The organism is Lonsdalea quercina subsp. quercina, assembly GCF_000688655.1.
Lineage (GTDB): Bacteria > Pseudomonadota > Gammaproteobacteria > Enterobacterales > Enterobacteriaceae > Lonsdalea > Lonsdalea quercina.
In genome coordinates this window covers 230,771-256,998 of sequence record NZ_JIBO01000006.1, presented here as the reverse complement: position 1 = coordinate 256,998, position 26,228 = coordinate 230,771, and the positions used below count along the sequence as shown (strand labels likewise).

Here is a 26,228-nt window from a genome sequence, read left to right as displayed (position 1 = left end):
GGTATGTGCCAACGCGATTCTCGCCGTGATGCCAAAACAATAACGTTGTCTGTGACAACGAAACTATAACCGACCGGGCATCCACGTCAATCGCGTGTGGTCGGACTGGACTAGTAGCCGCTCAAACTATACTGATACTTGTCGACAGCGACTTGCGCTGCCATTTCTTGGTTTCAGGAGGTCTGATGAGTACTAAAGAAATATTTCCCTACGCAGGTTCGTCTTTCGTGAACACGTTCAGTCCGCAGCTCGTGATGAAAAATACCTATTCTGAGGCGAGCGACAAGGTGACCGCCGAGTTGAGTGCCGGCGATAGGGCGGGAACGGTTATGAATATCCCCTTTCAATGGGAGTCATTGCCGGTTGATGACTCTCTGATTGACGGGCAGGAGGACGATAAGTCGACGGGGATTCATCGCGATAATGTTGTGAAAAAAAAACTCACGTGCGTTTTACACGATGGTGGATGGCAGCTTCTACATAATGAAGGGGGAAATATGTTAAGACACTGGATATATAATCGACGTCTTCTTTTTCCCTTGCTACTGGTCGCGGGCCTGAGTCAGGCGCAGGCGTCGGATATCCGCAATACGATCCCTTATTGGAGCGTCTGGGTCGATAAAGCGGGCATTTCTCATCAGGCGAAGTGTCAGTTGGATACGTTGAAACTTGAACAATTCAGCGCAAAAGGCGATCCCGAATGGGTGTCTCAAGAGGATCTGCTCACGTCGCGTTATGTCTTTAACATTATGCCGGTAGGCTGGGTTGGTCCCTGGCATAAGAACCCATCCCCGCAGTGGATTATCCCGCTATCGGGGCGTTGGTTTGTTCAGACGATGGATGGCAAACGGGTAGAAATGGGGCCGGGAGAAATATCCTTTGGCTATGACAAAAATGCCGGAACGTTCGGCAATAAAGTCGGCCATATGTCGGGGGCGGTGGGTAAAGAACCTGCCAAGGTGATGGTGGTTCAGGTGACTTCGGCCTTGGAAAATCCTAAGGATGAGCGATGTCCTGCGGGCGGCGTCGGCCAGCAAGTCAGCGAGCGGCGCTCAACGCCCTGACGGCGACGACGCATCGCGTCGGTGATGTCAAACTCCGTGAAGTATAAAAGGGAAGCGCTCGTGAGATCGCCTTCCCGTTTTTATTTCACTAGCGGTGCTCATTACAACGTCGGTTACTCGTCGCGATAAACCTTCAGCCCTGCGTAGGTCTGGCTGACCGGCATCATTTCCATCGTATTAATATTGACGTGCTCCGGCAGCGTCGCCACCCAGAATACCGCCTCGGCGACGTCTTCCGGCTGCAGCGGGTTGGTTTTGTCGTAGGTCTGCTGAACCTTGTCTTCGTTGCCTTTGAAGCGGATGCCGGAGAATTCCGTGCCGCCCACCAGCCCCGGTTCCAGATTGGTGACGCGAACCCGGCTACCGTAAAGGTCCGCGCGCAGCCCTAAACTGAACTGGCGTACGAATGCTTTCGTCGCGCCGTAGACGTTGCCGCCGGCATAAGGCCAGTTACCGGCGGTAGAGCCGATGTTGATGATGTGACCGGCGTTTTTGTTCACCATTTCCGGCAACAGGGCGCGAGTCACGAACACCAGGCCTTTGTTGTTGGTATCGATCATGGTTTCCCAGTCGTTGACGTAGGCCTGCTGCGCAGGCTCCAGCCCCAGCGCCAGCCCGGCATTATTCACCAACACGTCGATCTTGCGCCACGCGGCAGGCAAGGATGTGATGGCCTGATCAATGGACCGCTGATGGCGTACGTCCAGACGGAGCGTATGCAGCGAGTCGCCAAACTCCTCTTTCAACACATCCAGACGCTCTTGGCGGCGACCGCAGGCGATAACCCGGTGGCCTTCCTTGATGAAACGTCGGGTGATTGCCTCACCGAATCCAGCGGTGGCTCCAGTAATAAAAATAATCATGTCAGTTCCTCTTTACTGCGCGATGGTCATGGTCATTCCAATCATGGTCGATAGGGGGGATATTGCAACTCAGGGCGACAAACCGAGGGCAAAGACGGGCGATTTAAGGTGTTCTGACAACCCGTTTCTTCTTCAGTCAATATGCATTATCAACAACAAGTTATATTTACTGGCGCTTGCCTGAACCGAGTGTGTGGTTCTCCCGACGTCGCGCCGCCTGAACGGTGCGCGGACGTCCCTCGTGACCAGGTCGCGTTTATTGCATGGCTGCGAGCCGCGACGCAGAAGGCGGCGGCCAAGCGGTAGGACCCACCGCCAACTCCCTTAACCTAACGTGTCATTCGGAGGCTATATCCTGACGGTCGGCTTCCACCGCTTCGTATAGGCGTTCCAATACATCCGGAAACGCGGACTGCACACGGTTCCAGCTGGGGACGAACGGCTTGTCTCCGGGGCTTTCGCTAAAGACCTGACCCGACTGCGTGATGACATCGGCAAACAGCTCCACCGCGGACTCTTCCGTATGACGGTCGAAATGCAAACCGTTCATGCGGGCGTCATGCTCGAACGAATCGATCATGTCCAAAGCCGTACGATAGTAGGTTGCGCGCAGCACACGGAAGGAGTCGGTGGTGATATTCACCCCCTGAATCGCCAATTTACGGTAGAGCGCTTTGGTGATGTCCATTGCCATACGCTGTAGTCCGGCGTTCGGATCGTTTTCCGACATCGGCTGATGTTTGTGGTCGTAGTTGTCCGCGATATCCACCTGACAAATACGGCTGGTCGCCGTGCCGCGATGAATCTCCGACAGAACGCCAATTTCCAGTCCCCAGTCGCTTGGGATCCTCAGGTTGCGCAAGACGTGGCTGCGCATCGCAAACTCGCCGGAGAGCGGATAACGGAAGCTGCGCATATATTCCAGAAAATCCGAGTTGCCATACACATTTTGCAGCGATTTGAGCAGAGGAAACACCAGCAGGCGGCCAACGCGTCCATTCAGTTTGCCTTCGGCGACGCGGGCGTAGTAGCCCTTGCAGAAGTCGTAGTGGAAGTGAGGGTTGGCGATGGGATAGAGCAGGCGGGCCAACATATGGCGGTCATAGGTGACAATGTCACAATCATGCAGCGCGATACAGGACGAGCGGCGAGACGCCAGAATGTAGCCCACGCAGAACCAGACGTTACGGCCTTTGCCCGGTTCCATCGGCGCCAGCCCCTTTTCAGCGAGTTCCTGACTCAATTTAGTCAAGCGCGGACCGTCATTCCATAAAATCCGGTGGCGCTGAGGCAGTCGCGAGAAGAATGAATGAGCAAACTGATACTGATCGCGATCGGCTCGGTCTAGCCCGATAACGATTTCTCCCAGATACGGCACTTGCGCCAACATGTCCACAATGTTGCCGAGGGCCGGGCCCTCAAGCTCTGAAAAAAGCGAAGGCAAAATCAGACCCATGCTGTTTTGGCCTGAAAACACCTGAAGATCGTATTCCAACTCTTCTACGCTACGCTGAGTCAGGTTATGAAAGTTGGTGATGATGCCATCCTGATAAAAATCGCTCATGCCTTCACGCTCCCTTAACGATAAACCGTTTAATTAATCAGCTATGATTTGACCGAGGTAGTGGCTGAGGCCTTCACTCCAGCCCCGTGGCCCTGGGCATTCCGTGTGGTAGACTTCACCTCGATATTTAGGTGACAATGTCACTTTGTCGCTCACGGCACCTTTAATGATGACGGCGTGCTGAGTGGCCTCCAACAGGGAGCCGTCATTCGGTCCGTCTCCCAGTCCCACAGTGGTTATGGTAGTTCCGGTCCGTAATTGATATTGCTTCGTCAGCCATCCCACCGCATGGCCTTTACTGACGGATTTGCCCATTACATGGTAGAAGCGGCCACCCTGAGTTATCGCGAGCTGGTAGGGCTTGAGACAAGCGGCAAAGCGCTCCAGTTCAACGTCATTGCCTAACCATATCAATGGTTCTGAACCTTCCCGGCGCCGTGCAAGTGCCGCATCGCTCATATGCAGCCCTGTTATATCGGCTACCTCGGCGTCCGTCATATCTGAAAACCCTCTAAAATCAAACGCATATTCGGTTCGCAAACGGTTTAATATTCGACAGAGACTCAGGTAGTCAGCGCTAAAGATTTTGCGAGGGAAATCAGGATGATTCTCCCAGGACGCGGGAAGCGTCACCAAAGCGCCGTTTTCGGCGATGAACGGGATGTCGCCAAGCCCCAAAGAATGTTGCAGCGGCGCCACTTCGGCGGCCGTTTTACTGGTGGTAATAATTACCGGCACCTGTGCGACCCGCAGGCGTGCCAGCCACGGCAACGCAGGGTCCCAGCGATAAGTGTCATGGTCCAGCAGCGAACCATCCAGATCGGTAAATATCACCCATTCAGCAGCACATTCAGGCATTTGACCTCCGTTAATGATGATAGGGGGACATAACAGGGTTACTCTGGCAGGTGTAGGGACGCAGCGTTGACAGTAGAAAATAGTCTTAAAATCAGAACGATGAGTTCGGCCGCTGCATTTCACGCTTCACTAAGCGTATGCACGTATTTCCATTTGTGCAACTTGATGAGCCGCAGCCGAGTCTCCCTGCCGGTAGCAGGGAGAGGGGGAGGCAGATTTAAATTCCCAGCGCGGCGCGGGCGACGCGACCCGCCGCCAGATCCCACGCCCCCGTACCCACCGTTTTGTACACGATCGGCCGTCTTGTCGCCGGTTCATCACGTAAGGCGCTAATCAGCGATCGGACGGAGGCCCAATCCACGCCAGCCTGAAGCAAATCGCCGGCTTCTTGTTTTGCGCCCTCGGGGTCGTCAACGTAGATATCGCTCCCTGCCAGCGTGCGGGAACCGATTTCCGCCATGTTCGGTTTGAAGGCGCCGACGCCGATGACCAACACATCCGGACGCGCATCCGCATGGTAAAACGCGGAAGTACTGGTCGTGAGGGTGATGACGACGTTGGCGCTCTCCGGGAGTGCATCGAATTCGCAGGGGGCAAGCGAGGGATGAAGAGACGCGTGCTGTTCGCAGAAGGCTTCAGCGCGTCCGGGACGGGATCCCCGGACCCACACCTTGCAGTTTGGATACAGGTCGGCAATGGCTTGCAGATGATAAACCGCCTGCGTGCCGGTGCCGATGAGCAGAATTTCCTCAGGAGCCGCCTGCATAAAGGTACGAATCCCAAGCATGGATACGGCGGCGGTGCGACGCCCGGTGACTTCCGGCCCGTCGAGCACGAAGAGTGGAGCGCCGGTCTGTGCGTCGAATACCGTGACTAACCCGTGGATGGTAGGGATGTGACGGCTTTTGTTATCCGGGACGACGTTCACCAGTTTGTGGATAGCCACATCATGGCTGACGGCCGGCATGCTCAGCATGACCGCGCTTTCCGACAGGGGAACCACCAGTCGCTCAGGGCTGAGGATCCCGCCTGTCGCATACTCTTCCGCGGCGTGGGCAATCGCATCAACCAGCGCAGAAAAGCTAAGTAATCGGGCGGTATCTTCGCGGTTATAGGTGACATAAGACTGGTTTTTCATTAAGACTCCCTGAATTTAAGTTGAACATTGTGGCCCAGGGCGTCAGGAGAAGACGTCGTCGGCCTGCATAGTTGATGCTAGAAAATCGACCACTCGAGGCGTTCTGACAGCCGTTCAAGCGCGGCGATACCCGCGAGCGAGTTCCCGGATGCATCCAGCTCCGGCGACCATACAGCAATACTCATTTCTCCCGGCACGATGGCGACGATGCCCCCGCCGACGCCTGACTTCGCGGGCATTCCCACCCGCCAGGCAAACTCACCGGCGCCGTCGTACATGCCGCTGGTAATGAGTAATGCATTCACCTGACGCGTCTGACGCGAAGACAGTAATGCGGGCGTATTGCCCTGTGAACGTCCATGACTGGCGAGAAAAAGGAAGCAGCGCGCGAGTTCGGCACAGCTCATCGAGAGTGAACAGTAGTGAAAGTAGGTTTGCAGTACCTTGGGAACGTCGTTATCGAAGTTGCCGAAAGATTTCATTAGCCAGGCGATCGCGGCATTGCGAGCGGAATGTTCGAATTCAGACTGCGCCACCGTGCGGTCGTAGTCGATGTCGGGCTGTTCGGTTAGCGAACGCACCAGTTCCAGCATCCGATGACGCGGAGCGGCGAGTCGGGTTTCCAGCATGTCGCAGACGACCAGTGCGCCGGGATTGATAAAAGGGTTGCGGGGTTTGCCGTGTTCGAGTTCCAGCTGCACTAGCGAGTTGAAAGGCTGTCCCGACGGATCTTTGCCGACGCGGCGCCAGATCTCGTTGTCCTGATAACGCGTGAGCGCCAAGGACAAGGAAAGGNCCTTGGATATCGACTGGATAGAGAAACGCGTGTCGGCATCGCCCGCCTGATAGCATGAACCATCAACGCCGCAAACCGCGATCCCCAGATGGTCCGGCGCGACGCTGGCCAGGGCAGGGATGTAATCCGCAACATGGCCTTGCCCAATCAACGGACGGACGTCTTCCAGTATTTCTTCCAGTAAACCCTTGCTGAGTGCGGCCAATGTGAATCTCCGGCGTATAACACGCTTCAAAATGAGTTTGAGAACAAGATGATGCCTATTTTTTCACAGACTTCAGGTCTGACGCAAAACTGGAGATCTTTGAGGCTGAGCGAGCGACCACACGGTGCGAGAGGGGCAATACAAATGGCCGGGCAGGGAGTCTGCCTGGCCATCATCAAAGAATGAGTGTCGTGTACGGTCAAACAACGCTTAAGTTTGCCGACACTTGGCGCGCATTACGGCAATTGAACGTTGCCGATCACCATATAGGCCTGAGACGTGCTTTCCGGCATTTGCGGCAACACATCTTCTAACTGACGCCCTTTGATATCGGTGAATTTGATTTTTGTGACCTTGTTTCCCAAATTCTCAAGAATGAAGTGGTTATAGTTCATTTTTGGCGCCGTGACCCAACTGTTATCCTTCATATACTGCATGGCGATAATAGGGTATTTGGCATTGCGCACCTGCACGGCGGCCCAATAAGGGTTTGAACCATCCTTAATACGGTAGATGACATTACCTGATACCGGAGCTTCAACCAGTTGCCATTCGATATTAATTATGCCGTCCTGCACATCGCCTATTTTCTGAAAGGCGTTATAAGATAAATCTAGCGCACAATCGCCACCTTCGGGATAAATATCGGTCACATACACGGTCGTGCTGCCTTTAGGACCGGTCACTTTCAGATAAGCCCCCGCCATAGCGGCGTTGATGCCGTTATAGTTGAGCTGGTTGCCATTCAATGCCGTAATTTCCATGTCACTGGATATAGGATCTAATAGCAGAGCGCCGCCAGAATATCCGGAGCCGGTAGCTGTCGCATAGCCCTGACAAACATCGTTGATACCCCAGGATGCGTGCGCATTATTGAATGCCGTTGACGAAAGAGATATTAATAAAGGAATTAATAGAGGTGTTTTAATTTTCATGTTCACGTCCAATATGAAGTTATTAAGAAAATAATGGAAACCCGATGTTGAATATCGATAAAGATGAAATGGCGTTATTATTTATATTAACACTAACAAGTCCTACTTATATGTTCTTTAGAACGCTACGTTTATAAAACAGCACAGTGGCTTAATCAAGATTATTTGTCCGAGTATGAGACGGCCTAAGATAATGCGCCCCCTTGAAAAGGAAGAGCATTATTTTTGTGTTATTAAAAACAGTATTATTGAGCGTTGAATAACTCAATAATCATTCAACGGTGACCACGAAGATGGGTGTTTGCAGACCACTGATAAGTTGCGGAGGTATCAGGTTTAAACTTGTTTTTCTTTTTTTCTGCGCGGGCTTGTTTGGCGACAATTTCCTTTTCTCGCATCAGCTTATCGATGAACTCGTCCTTCAGATGGTTGTTTTCTGAGTTAGTCAGCGGTCTGCCGTGCTTCTTCCTTTCCTGGTCGAGTAGGGTTTTGAGCTGACGTTGCTCGCTTTCTGTCATGTCTTTCTGGGTTAATCTGGGCATAACTCTCATTCCGCGTTGGGATTGGATCGTCATTATAGTGGAAAAAAACGCGGTATTCAGAAAAATCGACCCCTCATTCTGCATCTATTTCTAAGGATTATTTTTCATGATATAAAAATATCATATTGTAATTATTGAAATGGCTAACTACCCATCGCTGATAAATTTTTTTCATTGTATTGGAAGAAAAAATCAATTTCTTCATTTAAATGCCGATATTGACTCAGGAAATACTCAACGTCCAGAACCAAACCGAAATATACAATATTATGGGAAAATAATATGAGCCATGATCTTAATGAATGGGTACCCGTCGAGGGAGATGCGGCCGGTAGGGAAAAAGTCGCGTTACGCGGGGGGCAAAATTTACGATTGACTCCACTCTTCATCCTCGTTTTCTCCATCGTTTTAGTTTTGTTCGCGGTGGCCATTGGTACAGCGTCTTACTTTTTGTGGCAGGGACAATTGTCCCTGGACGATTCCAACCGGGAACTGAATGTGCGTATGGAGCTGGTTGACAGTGCTAACCATATGCGTGCGGCGAGAATGAACCTGATGCATGCCGCAAACAGCAGAAATAATGGACAGATGGGGCGTTACAATTCCAGTATGAGTGCGGCTGAGATGCGCCTTTCGCTGTCTCAGCAGATGTTCAATGGCTATATCAAGCGTGGCAATCGTGCTGAATCCGAACTCTCCCGCGATCGCGAACTTGAAAGCAGATACAATGATTATATTAACATCGGCATCACCCCGATGTTCAATCTGGCTAAAACAGGAACGGCTCAGGAGATTAATAATTTTGAGTCTGATGTCGTAGATGAATTAGACGTTAAATATGATGTGCCGTTGAAAGCCTCTTATTTGTACCGCGTCGAGAGAGAAAAGGCGATCAACGAAAACGCTCAAAGCAATTCTAGGCTGAGTTATATTCTGATGGCCGCCTCGTTCATACTGACGCTTGTGCTCGTCTTTATGACCTTTGTCATTATACGCCGCGTCATTATCAATCCTACTCGATATTGGGTGTCCCGTGTTCAGGCCATCGCTCATGGGGACTTAACACAGCCTCATATCCCGACGGGTGAAAATGAAATTGGTGTTCTTGGCAAGAATATACAGCAGATGCAGCAATCGCTTTATGACACCGTTTTTTCCGTGCGTGACAGCGCTGCATCCATTTACAGCAGCTCTAGCAAAATCGCCGTCGGGAATACCGATTTGTCCGCACGCACCGAGCAGCAGGCAGCAGCGCTGGCCGAAACGGCCGCAAGCATGGAACAGCTGACGGCGACAGTGAAGCAAAACACCGACAATGCGCACCATGCCCGAACGGTCGTCGGCAACACCTCGAAAAAGGCGACGGAAGGGGGGGACATTGTGGATCGGGTTGTTGAGTCGATGGCGAATATCACTCGTAGTTCGGACAAGATTTCCGAGATTATCGCACTGATCAACAGCATCGCGTTCCAAACCAACATCCTGGCGCTTAACGCCGCGGTTGAGGCCGCCCGTGCGGGAGAGCAGGGTAAGGGGTTTGCCGTTGTGGCCGCCGAGGTGCGTAATTTGGCTCAGCGCAGCGCCAACGCGGCGACGGATATTACCCGATTAATCAAAGATTCTGAGAACGGCGTGAAAGAAGGAGCGGAGCTGGCGAACAGCGCCGGCAATGCGATGAAGGAAATTGTCGTCGAGATCAATAATGTGACCAGTATTATGAACGAAATCGCGCTGGCTTCCGATGAGCAAAGCAGCGGTATCAATCAGGTCTCTCTGGCGGTTTCCGAGATGGATCATGTCACTCAGCAAAACGCCGCGTTGGTGCAGGATGCGTCCGCGTCGGCCACGTCGCTGGAAGAGCAGGCGGAGCGCTTGAATCAAGGCGTGGCGAAATTCACGTTGAACTAAAGTATCACTGAGCATGGGTGTTTGTTTCAAGCTAGCAATTACGCGTATTGCTAGCTTGATTTTTCATGTTGAAAAGGCCGCTGCGAAGATCTCTCCCGCAGCGGCCTCCTTAGCATAACGTCATTGTGAAAACCAATTTATATAGAAATGAAAAACTCCTCTTCATTCCTTTTTTTATAATTGTCATCCCATATGAGTTTTATTCGGTATTTAGTTTTACTTTCAGAGCTTATCCCCGCTAAAATTTCAATTCCATGTTGCGGGTGTAATACCTCATATGGAAATTTATCATCTACATCATGCATTGAAAGATATTCATTACCATCGTTATTAGGGAAATGAATATCTATATTTTTAGCTTCAACTCTCCCTCTATTAAATATCTTTAGTCTATAATTGTTTCTGGCTATTTTTACGAGACGAGCACCAAGCTCTGCCTTCATCTCATTGATTGCTGACTTTGTTTCTTTTTCCAGAAGCAACTTACGTAACTTGTCTTGCTCATCCTTTATATCCTTTTGTTTTATATCGCTTTTTCTCGATTTTACTTCTGATGATATGATAGTGTAAATCGATACTACAAGCGCAGCTAAAGCGATGGCATCACTTGTTGTCATTATTTAATCCTTATATTTTTACTTCCCTTAAATGCTTTTTTGGGCATATCGTTAAATTGTTTTTTAATATCTTTTGTCAACTCTTTTTTTATTTCATTTACATGGGCGTCAATACTTCCCCCGTTTTCTTGGATTAACTCATCATTAGTGAATTCTTTCCCGCAGCCTACACATCTGACGACTTCACGCTCTTCCTCGTGTTCCATCTCGGTATTTCCGCACACAGGGCATAGCAGGGAGATATTTCTATTCATAGGATGTCTTCATCATCCAGAGTTCGAAGATTGTAGATGATAAAGTGAGCCGCTTGAGCCGCTTGAGCCGCTTGAGCCGCTTGAGCGCTTACTGGAGTTGTAGACATCCGCTACTACTTGAGCCGAAAAGCAACTCGAAAATGTCCGTTTGCGTATGGCGTCATTTTGGCTAGATGTGATAAGTCCATATTCATGATCATGCCTTCTGTAATTCATTGCTTAATAACGAGGATGAACGGGCCTGAGTGGTGAGGNCAGGCCGTTCACTTACTGCGGATAGACACTTGATTCTGATTCGTTCGGAGTAAACGGATGATTTTGAATCATCATCGATACTAGCCAGTTGACGGCCTGTGTCAACGATTCCCACCAGATTCTGCCATCCCCACCCTTGGTTCGTATAATGTATATTATGTTAAATTGAGTTTGTGGCGAGATGTAACCTTTACTGTAAATCATTGAGTTGAGCATCCCTCACCTTTTCGCTGCTGTGCCGTTTTATGTCATCGTTCTTAACGATTCCGCTGGCGACACGGTTTCTCATATTACACTTGATAGATTTTCGGGTGCGGACCGACTAAAAAGGTGTGTCGATTCTCAGTGTTGAATGGGATGGAGGCGTGCCTGAAGATGACAAGGACGTTATTTGTCGTGTTCCCTTGGTTCTTTCTCGTCGTCTGAAGCCCAACCGGACGTCAGTCAACTGTCTCCGGGAAGCGTCCCGGAGGCAACGGTGATGCGAGATTAGTTAAGTTTGTACTGAAGTGTGATCTCGGCGTTCAGAACCTGAGAAACTGGGCAGCCGGATTTGGCTTTTTTGATGATGTTGTCAAAGGTCGCGTCTTCAATGTTAGGCACCTTGACCGCACTTTCCAGCGCGATTTTTGTGATGGCGAAACCGCCGTTAGCTTTGTCCAGCGATACCGTAGCCGTGGTATCAATACTGTCCGGTGTAAAACCTTCTTCGCCCAGCATCAGCGACAGCGCCATTGAAAAACAGGCAGCATGCGCGGCACCGATCAACTCTTCCGGGTTAGTACCTGGTTTACCTTCAAAACGGGTGTTGAAACCATACGGCTGTTGATTCAACGCACCGCTTTCCGTCGATACCGTACCTTTGCCCTGCTTGATATCGCCTTCCCAGTGGGCTTGCCCTTTCTTGTGAATGGTCATGCTTTCTCTCCTGTTCATGAGACTGAACAGTAAGTATAGGAAGTCATACCGATCTTGCCTGATTTCGCGGAACGTCAATGGCCTATTGTTGTGATGGGCTCGCCCGAATCGCCCCTGACGCCTTGATGATTCTGGCTTACACTGATTACTCAACGAACGATTTCGGTTCCATCATTTTATTCTCACCGCTAAGGCAAACGTATGAGCCAACTTTTCACCCCATCAAAATTGGGAGCGCTGACACTCGATAATCGCATCATCATCGCCCCAATGTGCCAATACTCCGCCGAACAAGGGTTCCCCAGCGAGTGGCACACTATGCACTTGGGTAATCTGGCACAATCCGGCGCCGGTTTGTTGATTCTGGAAGCGACCGCGGTTCAGCCCGAAGGCCGCATCAGCCCTAAAGATTTGGGGCTCTGGAACGATGAACAGGCCGCCGAACTGGCGAAACAGGTAGAAAATATTCGACGCTATTCACCTATCAAGCTCGGTATTCAGCTTGCCCATGCGGGGCGCAAGGCCTCTACCGCGGAACCCTGGAAAGGGGGCGCGGATGTCGCCATCTCCGATGGCGGCTGGCAGACGGTGGCCCCTTCCGCGCTGGCCTATGCGGATAGCCGCCAGCCGGAGGCGCTGACGATGGAGCAAATCCACCAGCTGCGGGCAGATTTTGTTGCTGCCGCCGAACGGGCTGAAAAGGCGGGATTCGATCTGATTGAACTGCATGCCGCCCACGGTTACCTGTTGCATCAGTTTCTCTCCCCCCTATCCAACCACCGCAGCGACGCCTATGGCGGTTCGTTGGAAAATCGTATGCGGTTGGTGTTGGAGGTCTTCGCGGACGTCCGGGAAGCGGTCTCTATCGCTGTGGGCGTGAGGATTTCCGCCACCGATTGGGTTGACGGCGGCTGGAACGTTGAAGACTCGGTCAGCTTGTCAAAACAGCTGGAAGCGTTAGGCTGCGATTATATCCATGTCTCCAGCGGGGGCCTGGCTCCCGAACAGGACATCCCCGTAGGCCCTAACTACCAGGTGCCGTTGGCATCCAGGATCCACGAATCGGTCAGCATCGCGACAATTGCCGTGGGCTTGATCACCGAAGCGGAACAGGCCGAAGCCATTATTGCAACCGGGCAGGCGGATTTCATCGCCCTCGCCCGCGCCGTACTGTTCGATCCCCGCTGGCCGTGGCATGCCGCCGCTAAGCTGGGCGATACGATACCGGTTTCGCCGCAATATTTGCGCTGTGAGCCGCATTATCTGCGGGGTTTATTTGGATGATCGGCGGTTGTGACCGGGGCAACGTCTTCGGTCACTGCCTGTACGCCTGTGAGAAAGCGGTTATCACTCAGACTCAACAAATATCACATCATGCATGTTTGCCCCTGGATATCGTCCCGTCCACCCACTGCAATGCGTCAGGCGCCAACTGATTTACGGGACTGGTAACCCATAAGGATGCGGGTGGTCTCAAACATGAAATCAACCGTGGTCAGATCACCAATATGATTAAAAGATAAATATTTTTAATAAAGCCCCACATATATATGTGGGGCTATCTTCAGCAGGAAATTTCAACTATTTCTCAATGCTGGATCTCAATCTGTGTCCAGCCTTTGCGATACATGCAGTCTTTCACCAGGATGTCTCGCTTACTCTCATTTTCATCACTCGTTGAGTAGCTTGTACTAATAGTTTTATGTTTTTCATCTTTAGATGTGTACTTGCCCGAGATTTGATTGTCAGGTGGCAAATCCCTGAGCGCCTGCGCTTTACATTGCGTTTCAGCAATAACCTCCTGCTGCTTGTCGGTGCCGGGCTTAACCCACTGATACTGAACACAACCCGTCAAGCTTATTAGGATTAACGTCATAACAACGGTCTTTTTCATGATACCCAATCAAAAGTAAAATAAAGTTAACTCTAACTATACTGCGATCGAGTTCCTATAAACAGAATATCAACACGCTTAGCGTTGGGGGATAGCACCGCGTATGGCACAAAAGCCACTATTTTGAGAGCATACGGGCAGGCAGCCGTAGGCCCCGCAGGCCTCATTAGCTATGACTGCGGATAAACCTGGAACGCCAAGGTTTTAGTACCCCTATCGCCAGCGCCGCGGTGACAAAATCCAGCGTAATCGCGCAGCCGAAGACGACGTGCCATCCCTGCGTGTATTGATACAGCAAGGCCGCCAGCGGCCCTCCCAGAATGGAGCCGATGCCCTGCGACATATACAACCAGCCATAGTTAGCGGTGGCGTTTTGCGTGCCGAATGTATCGGTCAGCGTTGAAGGAAATAGCGAGAAGATCTCCCCCCAGCCAAAGAACACGACGCCCGACAGCAGCACGAACAGCAATGCGTTGTCCCGTGACATCAGCCAGAGCGTCATGGCGCACCCTTCCAAAGCAAAGGCGATGAACATCGTCTTTTCACGCCCGAAGCGGTCAGAGATAAAGCCGAATAAAGGACGAGTCAATCCGTTGGTGAATCGGTCAATCGTCAGCGCCAGCGGCAGCGCCGCCATCCCAAACACGACCGCGCTGGTAATGCCGAAGTCATGCGCAAAGACCGCCATTTGCGAAGTGACCATCAGGCCGGACGTCGACATCATCGTCATCATCAGAAACATCAGCCAGAACAACGGCTGCCTCAGCATCTCTTTGGACGTAAACTGCCGACGGCTTTGCTCCAGTTTACTGGGCGGCTGTGACGCGGTGTCTTCCTCCTCCGGCACTTTCAATCCCTGGCTGGCGAGCAGGCCCACTACGGCGAAAATGCTTCCGAAGACCAGCAGCGTCCACTCCAGCCCCTGTTGGTCCAGACTCATTGAAATCGGGAACGTGGTAAAAATTGCCCCCATGCCATAGCCTGCGGCCACCATGCCCGCGGCGAATCCGCGATGACGCGGGAACCAGCGCACCATCAAACCTACGACGCCGACGTACACAATCCCTGTTCCCAGCCCCCCCAGACAACCGTAGACCAGATACAGCATCGCCAGATTTTGAACCTGTGCGGAGAGCACCCAACTCAGTCCTGACAACAGCGTTCCCAGTGAGATCAGCAGACGTGGCCCGAAACGGTCAATCAGCTTGCCCTGAAACGGCGAGAAGAAGGTTTGCAGGATAATCAGCAGAGAAAACGTCACTTGCAGTTCAGGCAGGCTGACGCCGATTTTCTCTGTTAACGGTTTGGTCATTAAGGTCCAAACGTATTGCGGACTGGATATCGAGGCCATGCAGATCAATCCCAACACCATTTGAATCCACTTGGTGCGGGCAGAGCCCCGAATCGGCATGCTAAGCGCTGTCATTATTCATTTCCCCTGATTATCAATGTCATCGTACATCCTGAGGATGCGTTAAAAAACGGCGATACTGCGATGGGAAGCCGGCCTTTTTGGTACGACGACGCGTGCTGACCCAGTGGGGAATAAGCACTATCTATGCCATCTGTCGAGAGCGCGGGAAGCGGAGACAGATAGATTAACGGGTAACGTGTTGACTGAATGCGCGATGAAACCTCTGGGGACGTCGGAGATATCGGCTCACCGGGGGAAATGCTTAGAGAACCGTTTGTTTTCCAAACTGGGAATACCGCAGTAAAAAGGTTTCATCGTGCAAATCCGGTGCGGCCGCGCACTCTTTTCGTCCATTCGCTTCCCCTTACGTCGGCGGGGCCGGCCTTTGCCGAGGTTCAGGGGATCGCTGCTCGACATTTCATTACCTTGCGTTACGGACTACCCTTGGTATGGGCAAAATTAACGCTGATAAGGCAAGCATTTACTCCTTTTGCCGTTTCTTTTGGCGTTTGAATTGCTTGCAAAAAGGTAGAATTTACGCTGGCGCAGACATATACCGAGCTTTTTCTGCCGTGAAACATCTACTACACAAGGTCTCTTTGGCGTGGCAAAACTATTTTTACGCAGTGGCAATCTGGACGACTTTCTGGCGTTAGGAGAGAACGGACAGCCCGTTTACGCTTCGGCGCTGCAACTCAGGGAAACACTGCGTCTTCGTAAACAGCAGCCGATCGCTGACTGTCTGGCAATACCCCAGCCCAATGAAAAAGGCGATCGCATCGACTGGTATGCGCCCATCTCAGGAAAAATGACGTCCTGGATGGCGGCGAGCGATGAACAGCGCGAGCATGCGCTTGAATTGTTGGAGCAGTACCAGCGAACCATCGCCGAGATTAGCGAGAAGGCACAGACTTCCGAAAAACCCGCGCTAAAACTGTTTGGCGTCCTTCTGGCGAAAGCCATTCAGTTTCCCGGCCCTAACCATGTCTATTTGGTGGATGACAGGCCGGTTATTACCTTCTGGGGCTTCGTCAATCTCGGTAAGAAATTCCGCGCCGATGCGCTTGAATGCTTGCGCCCCGTGGCGCCGCCCGAACCGCCTGTAATCGAGAAAATCCCTGAACCCGAGCCTGAACCGGTTGAAGCCCCTGAACCCGAGTCTCAAGAGCCTGAACAGGCGACTGAGCCAGAGCCCCTCCCCGTTGAACCTGCTCCGGTGTTCGTCATGCCGGACGAACCGAAATCCGTCGCGCGTTCTGTCTGGATGCGTGCGTGGTGGCTGATCCCCTGCGCCGGTTTGCTGGTCACGTTAGGCATGCAGATCCGTGGTTGTGTTTCGTTGCCGCCTTCAGAGAAAACGCCTGCAACGGTGGTTGTCAAACCCGAGAAACGCGTGCTGGATGCAACGACTTCGCCGGTTGAATCTCCGCTTCTGAGCTTTGCGGGGCTGCCGTTGGGCGATGCTACCTTAATGCCGCCCGTCGCCCCGCCCGCGGTGGCGATTGAAGAAAAAGCGCCGGAAAACGCACCTGCCAGCGACGCTGCGCACGTAACGCCAGCGCCTAAAGGCGTGCTGGTCATGCCGCCGGAGTCCATCCGCGTTGGTTCCGTTCGCTTCCTGAACGGTAACTGGCAGGCGACCGCCATCGTGAAAAACCCGCTGACCGGCAAACCGCCGGTGCTGAAGTATCAGATCCATAACGGTAAAGGCCGCGTGAGATTCACCTATGGCGATAAAGTCACCTGTCGCGCGGACGTCGAAGCCGGGCTGCATCAGTCGGGCAATCTGGTGATCAACAGCCGTTATCGTGCGCGTTGCAGCGACGGCTCGCGTTACAGCATGCCTGAAGTCATCTGTAACCGGGTTGACAGCGCTGAGGCGGCGGACTGTAAAGGTCGTTTTGACGCCGATACGATATTACCGATGACGATTAAGCGTGAGAGTAAATAATAATGCTGGCAACCATTACTGATTATAAACAACGCATTACGCTGATTCAGAATAGCGGTATCCAGTTTCTTGATTTCGCGATTAAACTTGATTCTGAGGCAGACATTGCCAACCGGTTTATCCGCAAGAGCGCCAATGGCCCTCTCCTGCGGTTGATTTACAACGAAAACAACGGCAAGTTCGTGCTGCCGGGCGAAACGAATGTTTTACCGGAGGCGATAAACCCAGAGTCGAACTTCACGGTAAAACAATCATTGAACCTGCTGAGCCAGGCCTGGTTGCCGCTGCCGTTCTTCCGTTTCAACCCGCCCCGTACGTTCCTCGGCGGTCCTTATAACTGGGCGCGCGTTCAGGTTCTGGAGCTTGAGGAGCCGGATGACGACGGCAACACGCATCGCATCTGTCTCGCCTTCGATACCAAGGTCTATCCTGAAAGCCACGAATATGAGTCGCTGGCGCCGACCGAGAACGATATCAATACCGGCAGAAACTATACGCTGGCCTACCACAGTGACGAGCTGTACGAGTTTCTGGATATGACCTGGGTCGACGGCTGGCNGCGCGAGACTTTTTCCCAGCAGGCCGCAAAACAGGAACGCCGCAAGCCGCATGAAATTCGTCAGGGTTTACGCGACTTCGAATATCAGGCGCATTTCCTTAATCTGTTGGACGTTCTTGGCAACCGGCTGGAAATCCCTGAGGTGCAAATCACGGCCAGTACGTTGCAGGAACCGGCCGTCAACGTCGACCTGATCCTGGATGTCGGCAACTCGCACACCGCCGGTATTCTGGTGGAAGATCATGCGGACGAAAGCAATGGTCTGAAGCAGACTTATGAAATGCAGGTCCGCGATCTGAGCGAACCCCACTATCAGTACAATGAGCTGTTCGACAGCCGCGTGGAGTTTGCACAGGCCAAATTCGGCAAACAGAATTTCTCGTATGAAAGCGGTCGCGAAGACGCTTTTGTATGGCCGTCCATCACCCGTGTCGGACGCGAGGCCAGTCGTATGGCGCTACAGCGTCAGGGGACGGAAGGCTCCAGCGGTATCTCTAGCCCGCGTCGCTATCTGTGGGATGAGGAACCTTACATGCCCGGCTGGCGTTTTGGTCAGCCAGTGGGCGCAGCCCAGCAGGAACCGTTGGCGACGGCGATGCCATTGACCATGCTGATCAACGACGAAGGTCAGCCGCTGTTTAATCTCCCTTTGGACGAGAGACTGCCGGTATTCGCGCCCCACTACAGCCGCAGCGCGGTCATGACATTCATGCTGTCCGAACTGCTGGCGCAGGCGCTGATGCAGATGAATAGCGCGGCTCAGCGCCAGAAAATGATCCACGCCAACGCGCCGCGTCAGCTGCGCAACATCATTCTGACCCTGCCCTCGGCAATGCCGAAGCCGGAGCGGGAGATCTTCCGTCGCCGCATGTATGAAGCCATCGGACTGGTATGGAAAGCCATGGGCTGGCACCCGGCGGATGAAGACTTCCACACGTCGCAGGATAAAGCGCTAAGCCGCGTTCCTGTGCCGGAAGTCCAGATGGAGTGGGACGAAGCAACCTGCGGCCAGATGGTGTACCTGTATAACGAAGCGCAGGTGAATTTCGGCGGCCGAGCGGAAGCGTTCTTCGCCAGCATGGCGCGTCCCGACAAAGAGCTTGCGGACGATGAGCAGCCCGGCAAAACGCTGCGCATCGCCTCCATTGATATAGGCGGCGGCACGACCGACCTTGCTATCACGCAGTATTGGCTGGACGACGGCGTCGGCAGCAATGTGAAGATCATTCCGCGTCTGCTCTTCCGTGAAGGATTCAAAGTCGCGGGCGACGATATCCTGCTTGACGTCATTCAGATGTACGTCCTTCCTGCGCTGCAAGCCGCGCTGAAAAAAGCCGGCATGACCAGCCCGGAAGGCGTGATGACCCGCCTGTTTGGTAGCGAAGGCCGGATGGACGGTCAGTTGACGCTGCGTCAGCAGGTGACCTTGCAGCTGTTCATCCCGATCGGCCAGGCGGTGCTGGAGGCGTATGAAAACTTCGATCCGCTGGATCTAAATGCCGAGATTGACGCAACCTTCGGCGAGCTGCTGAGCCAACTGCCGACGCAGAAAGTCCTGGATTACGTCAACAGCGGCGTGCAGCGCGAGCTGCCGGAAGAAGAAGTCGGCTTCGATATTTTGCAGGTGCCGCTGGTTCTGCGCTTAAGCAAGCTGCACGCCGAGTTCCTGTCCAACCGCATGAGCATCACCCAGCACCTGCGTCTGATGTCCGAAGTCGTCTCGCTTTACGCCTGCGACGTGCTGCTGTTAACAGGACGCCCTTCGCGCTTCCCCGGTATTCAAGCCCTGTTCCGCCATCTTCAACCGCTGCCGATCAACCGCATGCTGTCTTTGGATGGTTACCACACCAGCGACTGGTATCCGTTTAACAAGCGCGGCCGGATCGACAATCCGAAATCGACTGCGGCAGTGGGTGCCATGTTGTGCCTGCTGGCGCTCGACCTGCGTCTGCCGGGCTTCTATTTCAAGGCTGGCGATTTCCAGCCTTATTCGACCGTGCGTTATCTGGGAATGCTGGACAGCAGCCAGGCGTTGACCACGGATAATGTTTACTACCACGATATCGATCTGGATGTCCCCGACTTCAGCCTGCGCGAGCAGCCCGGTTTCGACGTACGCGGATCGCTGTGCCTCGGTTTCCGTCAGTTGGATAACGACCGCTGGCCCGCTTCTCCTCTGTACTCCCTCTCGATTGTGGATCCCGAGCTGGCAAGAAAAGTCGCGGGCGACAGCGTGCTGCATGTGCGTCTGGACGTCGTCAAAGGCGAAGGCCACGATACGCCGGAGTGTTTCGAGATTGCCGAGGCGATTCTGGGCGATGGCGAACCGGTGTCGCCACAACATCTGAAACTCCGTCTGAATACCCTGGCCAGCACCGGCTCGGGCATGACTCATTACTGGATCGATAGCGGGAGCGTCTTTAAGAAATGAAACCACTAACGCCCAAACAACTATCGAGCCGACTCAGTCGCCAGCTGCAATCCGTTTCTCAGGGCATCGACGAAGCGATAGCCTGGCTGGACGATACGCGGCGCAACGTACCGCGTCTGGATATGGAAGCCGATCGCCTGAGCATCAAGCTGCGCAGCAGCCGTAATCAGGCGCGCGACCTGATGGACTCCGCGACTAAAGAAATCGCGATGGGTTTCTTCGGCCTGTCACAGGTGGGCAAGTCCTACCTGATTTCCTCTCTGGCCGCGGGTGAAAACGGTCGGCTGGAAACCAGCGTCGGCGGATTGACGCTGGACTATCAAAAGCATCTCAATCCAACCGGCCAGTCTTCGGCGTTTGTGACCCGCTTTACCCGTCAGGCTGAAGGTAAAAACACGCCGAATCCGGTTCAGCTGAAATTGCTGAATGAAGCGGATATCGCGCGGATTATGGCGAATGCTTTTTTGTATCACCGGCGTACTCCGGCGAATGAAGAGCTGGATGAGCAGCACATCGCCGAGCACCTGAAAATGCTGGCGATGCACCGGCAAACTACGCCGGTGCCTGGTATGGACAGTGACGACGTGGTCGCGCTGTGGGACTATCTGGTGCGTCACGACGCCAAGCGTCAGACGATCCTGGCTGGCCAGTTCTGGCCGACGGCGGTGGAGTTAGCGCCTTTCCTAAGCGCAGACGATCGCGCCAGCCTATTCTCTCTGTTGTGGGCCGAACAGGCTGATATCACGGCCGCCTACCGCTACTTTGCCTATACGTTGCAACACCTCTCCAGTGCGCGGAAAGTGTTGGCGCCGCTGTCCGTATTGGTTGATGAAAGCCTCCACGCCGATGGCGGTATCCTGAATGCCGGACTGTTCGATCGACTGAATAGCCCGGCCGACATGAGCGTACAGGTGCGTCCTATCGTGGGCGGCCGTGCAGCGAAAACCGTCGAGCTGTCTTTGGCGGAGCTGATGATGCTGACGGCTGAGCTGCAAATTCCGCTGCTCAACGCACCGCGTGAAACGCTGTTCGAACAGGTCGATTTGCTGGACTTCCCCGGTTTCAGTCTGGTGAACGATGAGCCGGATGAGGNAGAAGAAGACTTCAGCCGTCCGTTACGGAGCGCCCCTCACCCGCTGGCGCAGACCCTGCTCTATGCTAAACGCGCCTACCTGTTGGAACGCTATACCGACAGTCAGGAGATGAATGTGCTGCTGGTCTGTACGGCCGCAGCGGGTAAGCAGGACGTGAAGACTGTCGGTAAAGCGCTGGACTATTGGGTGCGTCATACCCAGGGTGAAAACCCACAGGTCCGCAGCCGACGTAAACCCGGATTAATATGGGCGGTCACCAAATTCGACCGTCGTTTCACCCATGGGCATAACAACGATGAAGCGGTTCAACGCTACGTCGGCAATCCCGGCGATGCTTGGGGAACAATGCTGGCGCTGGACAAACGCGGTGTAAATCGCATGGCGGCCTGGTTGGATGCGGAAGTTCGCCGCGAGGTGAAACTTAACCGCGTCAACGAACAGTTGAGCGAGTTGCAGCGTGAGCTGACAGAGAATCTGTTGGGTAGCTGGTATCAGCCTACCGGTGCGGACGCGCCAGCGAAAAAACAGCAAATCGCCGAGTCGATGCTGAAAGCGTTGCAGACGCGTACCGGCGTTCACGGCGAGATGTTGGAGCGTCTGTTACCGTCGCGTGATGAGCTGCGCAGGCTATATATGCAACAGCAGGAGTCATCTCCGCGCAATTTCAACGCGCATCAGGACGATTCGGACGCCGTTGCGCCGTTGGCGAGCTATGAACCCTTTGGTGTGGGGCTGGAAATCGACCTGTTCAGCGATGAACCGGTTGGTGAAGACCCCAAAGACGCCTTAGAGCCTGAGGCCCCGGAGACAGATATTGCGGACAGTCAGGGATACGAAGCCGAGTTCGCTCGCAGCGTCTATCGTTATTGGATCATGCATCTGCGTAATTTGCCGGAAAACGACGCCATTATCGAATTGCTCGGTGTGGCTCGGCCTACCATTGAAATGTTGGTGGAAGAACTGATCACCGCCGGAATTCGCCTGAAAATTGAAGAAGAGTTGCTGACGGTCTTGGTGAACGCAGAGCAGTTGGATTTGAATCGGGAAAATAAAACCGACCGTCAGGTCTCTCGTGCGTTGACCGTGCTGGGCGACTTTGTCGCCTGGCTGGGCTTCCAGCGAGTCAAAGAAGCGGAACGTCCAGAGAGCCGGGTGAATAAAGGGCAGAAAATCTTTGCTCGTCCCGAAAAGCAGGCTGGCAGTTTTGGCGCGACACAGCGTCTGACGCGTCTGTCCGTGACGCCGACCAACAGCACGGCCTACTACATTTACGACTGGCTAATTGGTTTGAATGAAACCATTATTCGCAATGCGGGCTACGCCGCAGGACGAGATATCAAGCCGAAACAGCGTGAACGTCTGGGGCATGTCCTGAAGCTGATCAAGTCCGACGCGTAAACGTGTCGGCACCGCATCTGATGACATCAGGTGCGGTAGTTTCTTCGTCTATTTGCCTCACGGGACGAATGACAATGGTAATCCACAGAATGGCATTGGCTTTTTAATCGAGAAAGGCCCAAAACAGCACGTGTTACGCGCTGCATAACTCTACTTTCGCGCTCCATCAGAAAGGGTTGAGATCACCGTAGTTAGACAATGTTTAATCAATCTACGTTAAAAAAGGATGCCTTTGGGGGGAACAATCCGGGAGATGTGGACAGATGAGAATTAACGCTTAGCGGTACAACAGCAGCCTCACCGCTGCTGTTGTATGATTGACCCATGCGATTAAGCAACCGCGATGGCTTCTATTTCTATTTTTGCATCCTTAGGTAGTCGGGCGACTTCAACACAGGAACGTGCTGGGAAAGAAGCGTCGTACTGAGTAAAGAAAGCCTCATAGACACTATTTACTGCTGAAAAATCATTCAGGTCTTTAACAAATATTGTCGTCTTGATGATGTTACTTACGTCCAGGCCCGCAGCTTCTATTACGGCTCTCACGTTTTCCAGTGATTGATGTGTTTGCGCCTCAATCCCATCCGGCATAACTCCGGATAGCGGTTCTACAGGTAATTGACCTGATGTAATGACCACGTTGCCGGTATTGATCCCTTGAACATAAGGACCAATAGCCGCAGGGGCGTTTTTCGTATTAATAATTTTCATGAATGTTTACCTCTTTCCGTTACATAAAATGGCTTAACAAAAGCAGTGATCCCACGCCACTGATAACAACCCAGATTAGGCCAAACCTGAAACTTATCAGTGTGCAAATAATCGCTGCGATAACTTTGGGATTTTGAAGATCAAACTGCATGTGTGAATTTATCTCTAAAATCTGAACAGTAATGATTGCCGGTAACACCGTGGCGGGAACAAAGCGAAGTGTTTTTTTTACTCGCTCACTCATATTCAGTTTCCCTGCTATTCCTATAAAGGAGAATCTAATGAGGAATGTCACTGCGGCCATTCCTAACGTCAGGGCAATAAAATAACTATTATTCATTTTCGGCTACCTTATTATTCTGAAGCGGTTCGTGAAGGGTGTTTTCTGAATTAATCTTTCTTTCTTCCATAAGGTCAATACTTAAGCCTGCTGATATACCTAATAAGGAAGCCACTACGATGCCCAGAGAACAAGGAATAATGACGAGCAGTACACCAGATACTGAAGCAACCAATGCGGCTACCGTACAGGCCTGACATTTAATCTGAGGCACCACAATGGCAATAAAAGCGGCAACCATCGCAAAGTCCAGACCGTATTTCTCAATATCTGGGAAAGATGAACCAATGACGGCGCCCAGAAAATCGGCCAATACCCAGAAAATCCAGAAAGTCGACATAACCGTGAAATAGAAAAGATATTTATCGCTTTTGTTTTCATCCATGTTTTTTATTGTTGTGGCGTAGACTTCATCGGTCAGGGCGTAAGAAATAAAGCATTTTTTAAATAAAGATGCTTCCCTGACCTTTTCTGCCATGGATGCGCTATAAAGCACATGACGAAGGTTTATAACAAAAGTAGTGAATATAATGACGCCCAGGCTGGCACCGGCTTTTAGCATATTCAATGCCAGCATTTGTGCTGAACCTGCGATCACAATGCATGACCACGCGGTACTCTGCCAGACACTCATCCCCATGCTGACGCTAAGGGCTCCAACGATAAATGAAAACGGGAAATCTCCAATACAGAGAGGCATTACAGCGCTAATACCCCTTAAAACTGTCGCCTTTTTATTCATCACGTTTCTCCTGGGCCAACTTGCGCACATGCGCTCAATTGGCCGGGTGATATATTCATCCGCGCTCAGCTATCCGCCAGAGCATCTTTTTCAGTCATGATGTGGATAATTTTTTTATCTGTTGCAGGCATAGCTTCATTCACCAGACGGCTAAGGTTGTTGATCGTCTGTTCTGCATCCTGGCTAACGATACCGTCGTGACTGCTCACTTGTGTGCCTTGCTTGGCCATGAGCACGGACTTGAATGCACTCATCGTGACGGAGGAGACCTTCATGGCACAGCTGTTAGATGCACCATCGCAGATGATCCCGCTGATATCGCTAACCATATTGATGATGGTCGCCTGAATGACATTCAGGTCGCGGGTAAACAGCCATGCCATCCCCGCCGCGGCCCCCATCGCGGCGGTGGACGCGGCGCACAGTGCGGACAAACGGGTGTAACGGGCGTGGACAGAAATTGCCACTAAGTGGGATAAGGCGAGTGCCCTGATGAGTTCTTCCTGACTGCTTTTAAGTTCCGCAGCAAGGACCACGACAGGCATGGTTGCAGTAATGCCCTGATTACCTGAGCCGAAGTTGGACATGGCTGTCACCGGCGCTCCGCCCATTCTGGCGTCTGAAGCGGCCACCGTTTGGATAAGCATTTTCGATAATAGATCATTGCTCATCAGGCCTTGTCTGACGGTGGCTGTCAGTGTCCCTGAAATATTAAGGCCATAAGGTTTTCTCTGCCCTTCCTGCGATAAGGCGCTGTTAAGCTTGGCGGCCTCCATAATGAATTCAATTTTTTCCAGCGGTACCGTTGTGATGAAATGAAAGGCATTCTCAATGGAAAATTCTTGTGGGGAGGTTTCTGATATTTCTTCATTAACTTGTTGTTTCAGAGACACTGGCAGGTCATTGATATAAAGCTCTTCAATACGTGTATGGCTTTTTTTAATCACGATGCGGCAGCAGTTAACTGCTCCTGTAGCGGTTAGGTCTATATGGATAAAGTCGGGAGNGTCCTGAGCTGTGATATTGACCCTGCCCTGGCTGACCATTTCTTTCGCCTGCTCCGTTTGTGCATCTGTCAGTCCCTTAAGTGTTTCCAGTCCCTGGTCAGGATTACCGCCAAAAACACCCACCGCAGCGGCCATAGCAATGCCAGCATAATGGGTGCCGGGAATGGTGACGCCCATTGCATTCTTGTAAAGATTTTCAGATATGAAACCACGAATACTGACACAGGGTTCGTTTAAATATCTACAGGCCATAGCGGCCGCGAAGGCTATGGCAACGGGTTCTGTACATCCCAGCGCGGGTTTGACTTCCTGTTTGAGCCACCGCAGAAAAACATCTTCATTTAGTTTCGGCATGACATAATCTCCAGAAATGAAATTCACCTTCCGGAAATATTATGATGAAAAGCTAAGAGAATTATTTTTTATAATAACATTACTAATCAAGGTGTTTTAGAAGAAAATTCTCTTTTGCTCTATGTGTTTTTAAGTAAAAAAATGCTTCTGTAGAATAAGTTTTCGTTGGAATACAATTGATTATCTGTTTTCGATATGGCTTTTTCAGAAAAAGATTGATTCTGCTCTCACTTCTCATTAGAGAAATATTTTCTCTTCATGGCGAGGGTTATTATTAACGAGCTATTATTTTGCGGTTCTAAACAATTATATGAGCAGGAGAGCGCGGATAGCGGATAGTCATAATGGAAGGTTTCGCAGTATGAAAATCATGTTAACAGCCGTGATGGTTTCCCCCCTCTACATCTACGCACTTA

At 52.1% G+C, this 26,228-nt stretch carries 23 protein-coding genes; 7 read left to right on the top strand and 16 right to left on the bottom strand.

Annotated features, from left to right (window positions below):
• Positions 1-185: 185 nt before the first annotated feature.
• Complete coding sequence (locus RZ35_RS18175; RefSeq protein ID WP_200873750.1) at positions 186-1,064, top strand: cupin domain-containing protein; 879 nt, start codon at positions 186-188, stop codon at positions 1,062-1,064.
• A 113-nt stretch (positions 1,065-1,177) separates the two neighbouring features.
• On the opposite strand, the gene ydfG is transcribed toward RZ35_RS18175, so the two are convergent.
• The 7 genes from ydfG to RZ35_RS06230 all read right to left on the bottom strand — a co-directional run bounded on the left by ydfG (position 1,178) and on the right by RZ35_RS06230 (position 7,965).
• Positions 1,178-1,927: a bifunctional NADP-dependent 3-hydroxy acid dehydrogenase/3-hydroxypropionate dehydrogenase YdfG gene (gene ydfG, locus RZ35_RS06265; protein WP_026740123.1), complete on the bottom strand. Its 750-nt coding sequence runs from the start codon at positions 1,925-1,927 to the stop codon at positions 1,178-1,180.
• Positions 1,928-2,264: 337 nt separating this feature from the next.
• Positions 2,265-3,491, bottom strand: a complete 1,227-nt coding sequence (locus RZ35_RS06255) for a glycosyltransferase family protein (protein WP_026742530.1) — start codon at positions 3,489-3,491, stop codon at positions 2,265-2,267.
• Positions 3,492-3,524: 33 nt separating this feature from the next.
• Positions 3,525-4,349 (bottom strand): mannosyl-3-phosphoglycerate phosphatase-related protein, encoded by an 825-nt coding sequence (locus RZ35_RS06250; RefSeq protein ID WP_026742529.1) that lies wholly within the window; start codon positions 4,347-4,349, stop codon positions 3,525-3,527.
• 217 nt (positions 4,350-4,566) lie between these two features.
• A complete protein-coding gene (gene lhpI, locus RZ35_RS06245; protein ID WP_026742528.1) occupies positions 4,567-5,487 on the bottom strand; it encodes a bifunctional Delta(1)-pyrroline-2-carboxylate/Delta(1)-piperideine-2-carboxylate reductase in 921 nt (306 codons plus the stop codon).
• A 77-nt stretch (positions 5,488-5,564) separates the two neighbouring features.
• Positions 5,565-6,488, bottom strand: coding sequence for a glutaminase B (gene glsB / locus RZ35_RS06240; protein ID WP_026742527.1), 924 nt, complete (start codon positions 6,486-6,488; stop codon positions 5,565-5,567).
• 236 nt (positions 6,489-6,724) lie between these two features.
• Entirely contained in the window at positions 6,725-7,423 is a 699-nt protein-coding gene (locus tag RZ35_RS06235; RefSeq protein WP_026742526.1) for an expansin EXLX1 family cellulose-binding protein, read from the bottom strand.
• 275 nt (positions 7,424-7,698) lie between these two features.
• Entirely contained in the window at positions 7,699-7,965 is a 267-nt protein-coding gene (locus RZ35_RS06230) for a DUF3811 domain-containing protein (protein ID WP_026742525.1), read from the bottom strand.
• Between the two features lie 282 nt (positions 7,966-8,247).
• Here RZ35_RS06230 and RZ35_RS06225 point away from each other — a divergent pair, with 282 nt between their 5' ends.
• Entirely contained in the window at positions 8,248-9,873 is a 1,626-nt protein-coding gene (locus tag RZ35_RS06225; RefSeq protein WP_081825700.1) for a methyl-accepting chemotaxis protein, read from the top strand.
• A 137-nt stretch (positions 9,874-10,010) separates the two neighbouring features.
• Here RZ35_RS06225 and RZ35_RS06220 read toward each other — a convergent pair whose 3' ends face one another.
• From RZ35_RS06220 to RZ35_RS06210, 3 genes are all read right to left on the bottom strand, one after another.
• Entirely contained in the window at positions 10,011-10,490 is a 480-nt protein-coding gene (locus RZ35_RS06220; RefSeq protein ID WP_026742524.1) for a hypothetical protein, read from the bottom strand.
• On the bottom strand, positions 10,490-10,744 hold the full coding sequence (locus RZ35_RS06215; protein ID WP_026742523.1) for an ECs_2282 family putative zinc-binding protein: 255 nt from the start codon (positions 10,742-10,744) through the stop codon (positions 10,490-10,492). Before RZ35_RS06215 ends, RZ35_RS06220 begins: the two co-directional genes overlap by 1 nt.
• Positions 10,745-11,488: 744 nt before the next feature.
• Positions 11,489-11,917, bottom strand: a complete 429-nt coding sequence (locus RZ35_RS06210; protein ID WP_026742522.1) for an OsmC family protein — start codon at positions 11,915-11,917, stop codon at positions 11,489-11,491.
• Between the two features lie 201 nt (positions 11,918-12,118).
• Between RZ35_RS06210 and RZ35_RS06205 the strand changes: the two genes are divergently transcribed.
• Positions 12,119-13,201 carry an NADH:flavin oxidoreductase/NADH oxidase gene (locus tag RZ35_RS06205; RefSeq protein ID WP_026742521.1) on the top strand — a complete coding sequence of 361 codons (1,083 nt, stop codon included), beginning with the start codon at positions 12,119-12,121 and terminating at the stop codon, positions 13,199-13,201.
• A 304-nt stretch (positions 13,202-13,505) separates the two neighbouring features.
• Here RZ35_RS06205 and RZ35_RS06200 read toward each other — a convergent pair whose 3' ends face one another.
• Positions 13,506-13,811 carry a hypothetical protein gene (locus RZ35_RS06200; protein WP_026740107.1) on the bottom strand — a complete coding sequence of 102 codons (306 nt, stop codon included), beginning with the start codon at positions 13,809-13,811 and terminating at the stop codon, positions 13,506-13,508.
• Between the two features lie 166 nt (positions 13,812-13,977).
• On the bottom strand, positions 13,978-15,237 hold the full coding sequence (gene oxlT, locus RZ35_RS06195; protein ID WP_026742520.1) for an oxalate/formate MFS antiporter: 1,260 nt from the start codon (positions 15,235-15,237) through the stop codon (positions 13,978-13,980).
• A gap of 195 nt (positions 15,238-15,432) precedes the next feature.
• Between oxlT and RZ35_RS17935 the strand changes: the two genes are divergently transcribed.
• From RZ35_RS17935 to RZ35_RS06180, 4 genes are all read left to right on the top strand, one after another.
• The gene (locus tag RZ35_RS17935) at positions 15,433-15,738 is read left to right on the top strand and encodes a hypothetical protein (RefSeq protein ID WP_157755370.1); all 306 of its coding nucleotides are present in this window, start codon (positions 15,433-15,435) and stop codon (positions 15,736-15,738) included.
• 91 nt (positions 15,739-15,829) lie between these two features.
• Positions 15,830-17,176 carry an SrfA family protein gene (locus tag RZ35_RS06190; protein ID WP_026742519.1) on the top strand — a complete coding sequence of 449 codons (1,347 nt, stop codon included), beginning with the start codon at positions 15,830-15,832 and terminating at the stop codon, positions 17,174-17,176.
• 2 nt (positions 17,177-17,178) lie between these two features.
• Entirely contained in the window at positions 17,179-20,166 is a 2,988-nt protein-coding gene (locus RZ35_RS06185) for a virulence factor SrfB (RefSeq protein WP_026742518.1), read from the top strand.
• A complete protein-coding gene (locus RZ35_RS06180) occupies positions 20,163-22,658 on the top strand; it encodes a putative virulence factor (RefSeq protein ID WP_026742517.1) in 2,496 nt (831 codons plus the stop codon). Before RZ35_RS06185 ends, RZ35_RS06180 begins: the two co-directional genes overlap by 4 nt.
• Before the next feature lie 330 nt (positions 22,659-22,988).
• Here the strand turns inward: RZ35_RS06180 and RZ35_RS06175 are convergent, their stop codons facing one another.
• From RZ35_RS06175 to RZ35_RS06160, 4 genes are all read right to left on the bottom strand, one after another.
• Positions 22,989-23,369, bottom strand: a complete 381-nt coding sequence (locus RZ35_RS06175) for a RidA family protein (protein WP_026742516.1) — start codon at positions 23,367-23,369, stop codon at positions 22,989-22,991.
• A 19-nt stretch (positions 23,370-23,388) separates the two neighbouring features.
• Positions 23,389-23,709, bottom strand: a complete 321-nt coding sequence (locus RZ35_RS06170) for an AzlD domain-containing protein (protein ID WP_026742515.1) — start codon at positions 23,707-23,709, stop codon at positions 23,389-23,391.
• Positions 23,702-24,451, bottom strand: a complete 750-nt coding sequence (locus tag RZ35_RS06165; protein WP_026742514.1) for an AzlC family ABC transporter permease — start codon at positions 24,449-24,451, stop codon at positions 23,702-23,704. Before RZ35_RS06165 ends, RZ35_RS06170 begins: the two co-directional genes overlap by 8 nt.
• Before the next feature lie 65 nt (positions 24,452-24,516).
• Positions 24,517-25,812: an L-cysteine desulfidase family protein gene (locus RZ35_RS06160; RefSeq protein ID WP_026742513.1), complete on the bottom strand. Its 1,296-nt coding sequence runs from the start codon at positions 25,810-25,812 to the stop codon at positions 24,517-24,519.
• Positions 25,813-26,228 lie beyond the last annotated feature (416 nt).

Excerpts from the sequence above, each read along its gene's own strand:
- lhpI (WP_026742528.1), bottom strand. The coding sequence starts at position 5,487 with ATGAAAAACCAGTCTTATGTCACCTATAACCGCGAAGATACCGCCCGA.
- RZ35_RS06230 (WP_026742525.1), bottom strand. The coding sequence starts at position 7,965 with ATGCCCAGATTAACCCAGAAAGACATGACAGAAAGCGAGCAACGTCAG.
- RZ35_RS06255 (WP_026742530.1), bottom strand. The coding sequence starts at position 3,491 with ATGAGCGATTTTTATCAGGATGGCATCATCACCAACTTTCATAACCTG.
- RZ35_RS06175 (WP_026742516.1), bottom strand. The coding sequence starts at position 23,369 with ATGAAAATTATTAATACGAAAAACGCCCCTGCGGCTATTGGTCCTTAT.
- RZ35_RS06210 (WP_026742522.1), bottom strand. The coding sequence starts at position 11,917 with ATGACCATTCACAAGAAAGGGCAAGCCCACTGGGAAGGCGATATCAAG.
- RZ35_RS06170 (WP_026742515.1), bottom strand. The coding sequence starts at position 23,709 with ATGAATAATAGTTATTTTATTGCCCTGACGTTAGGAATGGCCGCAGTG.
- RZ35_RS06215 (WP_026742523.1), bottom strand. The coding sequence starts at position 10,744 with ATGAATAGAAATATCTCCCTGCTATGCCCTGTGTGCGGAAATACCGAG.
- RZ35_RS06200 (WP_026740107.1), bottom strand. The coding sequence starts at position 13,811 with ATGAAAAAGACCGTTGTTATGACGTTAATCCTAATAAGCTTGACGGGT.
- RZ35_RS06225 (WP_081825700.1), top strand. The coding sequence starts at position 8,248 with ATGAGCCATGATCTTAATGAATGGGTACCCGTCGAGGGAGATGCGGCC.
- oxlT (WP_026742520.1), bottom strand. The coding sequence starts at position 15,237 with ATGACAGCGCTTAGCATGCCGATTCGGGGCTCTGCCCGCACCAAGTGG.
- RZ35_RS06250 (WP_026742529.1), bottom strand. The coding sequence starts at position 4,349 with ATGCCTGAATGTGCTGCTGAATGGGTGATATTTACCGATCTGGATGGT.
- RZ35_RS06235 (WP_026742526.1), bottom strand. The coding sequence starts at position 7,423 with ATGAAAATTAAAACACCTCTATTAATTCCTTTATTAATATCTCTTTCG.
- RZ35_RS18175 (WP_200873750.1), top strand. The coding sequence starts at position 186 with ATGAGTACTAAAGAAATATTTCCCTACGCAGGTTCGTCTTTCGTGAAC.
- RZ35_RS06165 (WP_026742514.1), bottom strand. The coding sequence starts at position 24,451 with ATGAATAAAAAGGCGACAGTTTTAAGGGGTATTAGCGCTGTAATGCCT.
- RZ35_RS06205 (WP_026742521.1), top strand. The coding sequence starts at position 12,119 with ATGAGCCAACTTTTCACCCCATCAAAATTGGGAGCGCTGACACTCGAT.
- RZ35_RS06220 (WP_026742524.1), bottom strand. The coding sequence starts at position 10,490 with ATGACAACAAGTGATGCCATCGCTTTAGCTGCGCTTGTAGTATCGATT.
- RZ35_RS17935 (WP_157755370.1), top strand. The coding sequence starts at position 15,433 with ATGCGCGATGAAACCTCTGGGGACGTCGGAGATATCGGCTCACCGGGG.
- ydfG (WP_026740123.1), bottom strand. The coding sequence starts at position 1,927 with ATGATTATTTTTATTACTGGAGCCACCGCTGGATTCGGTGAGGCAATC.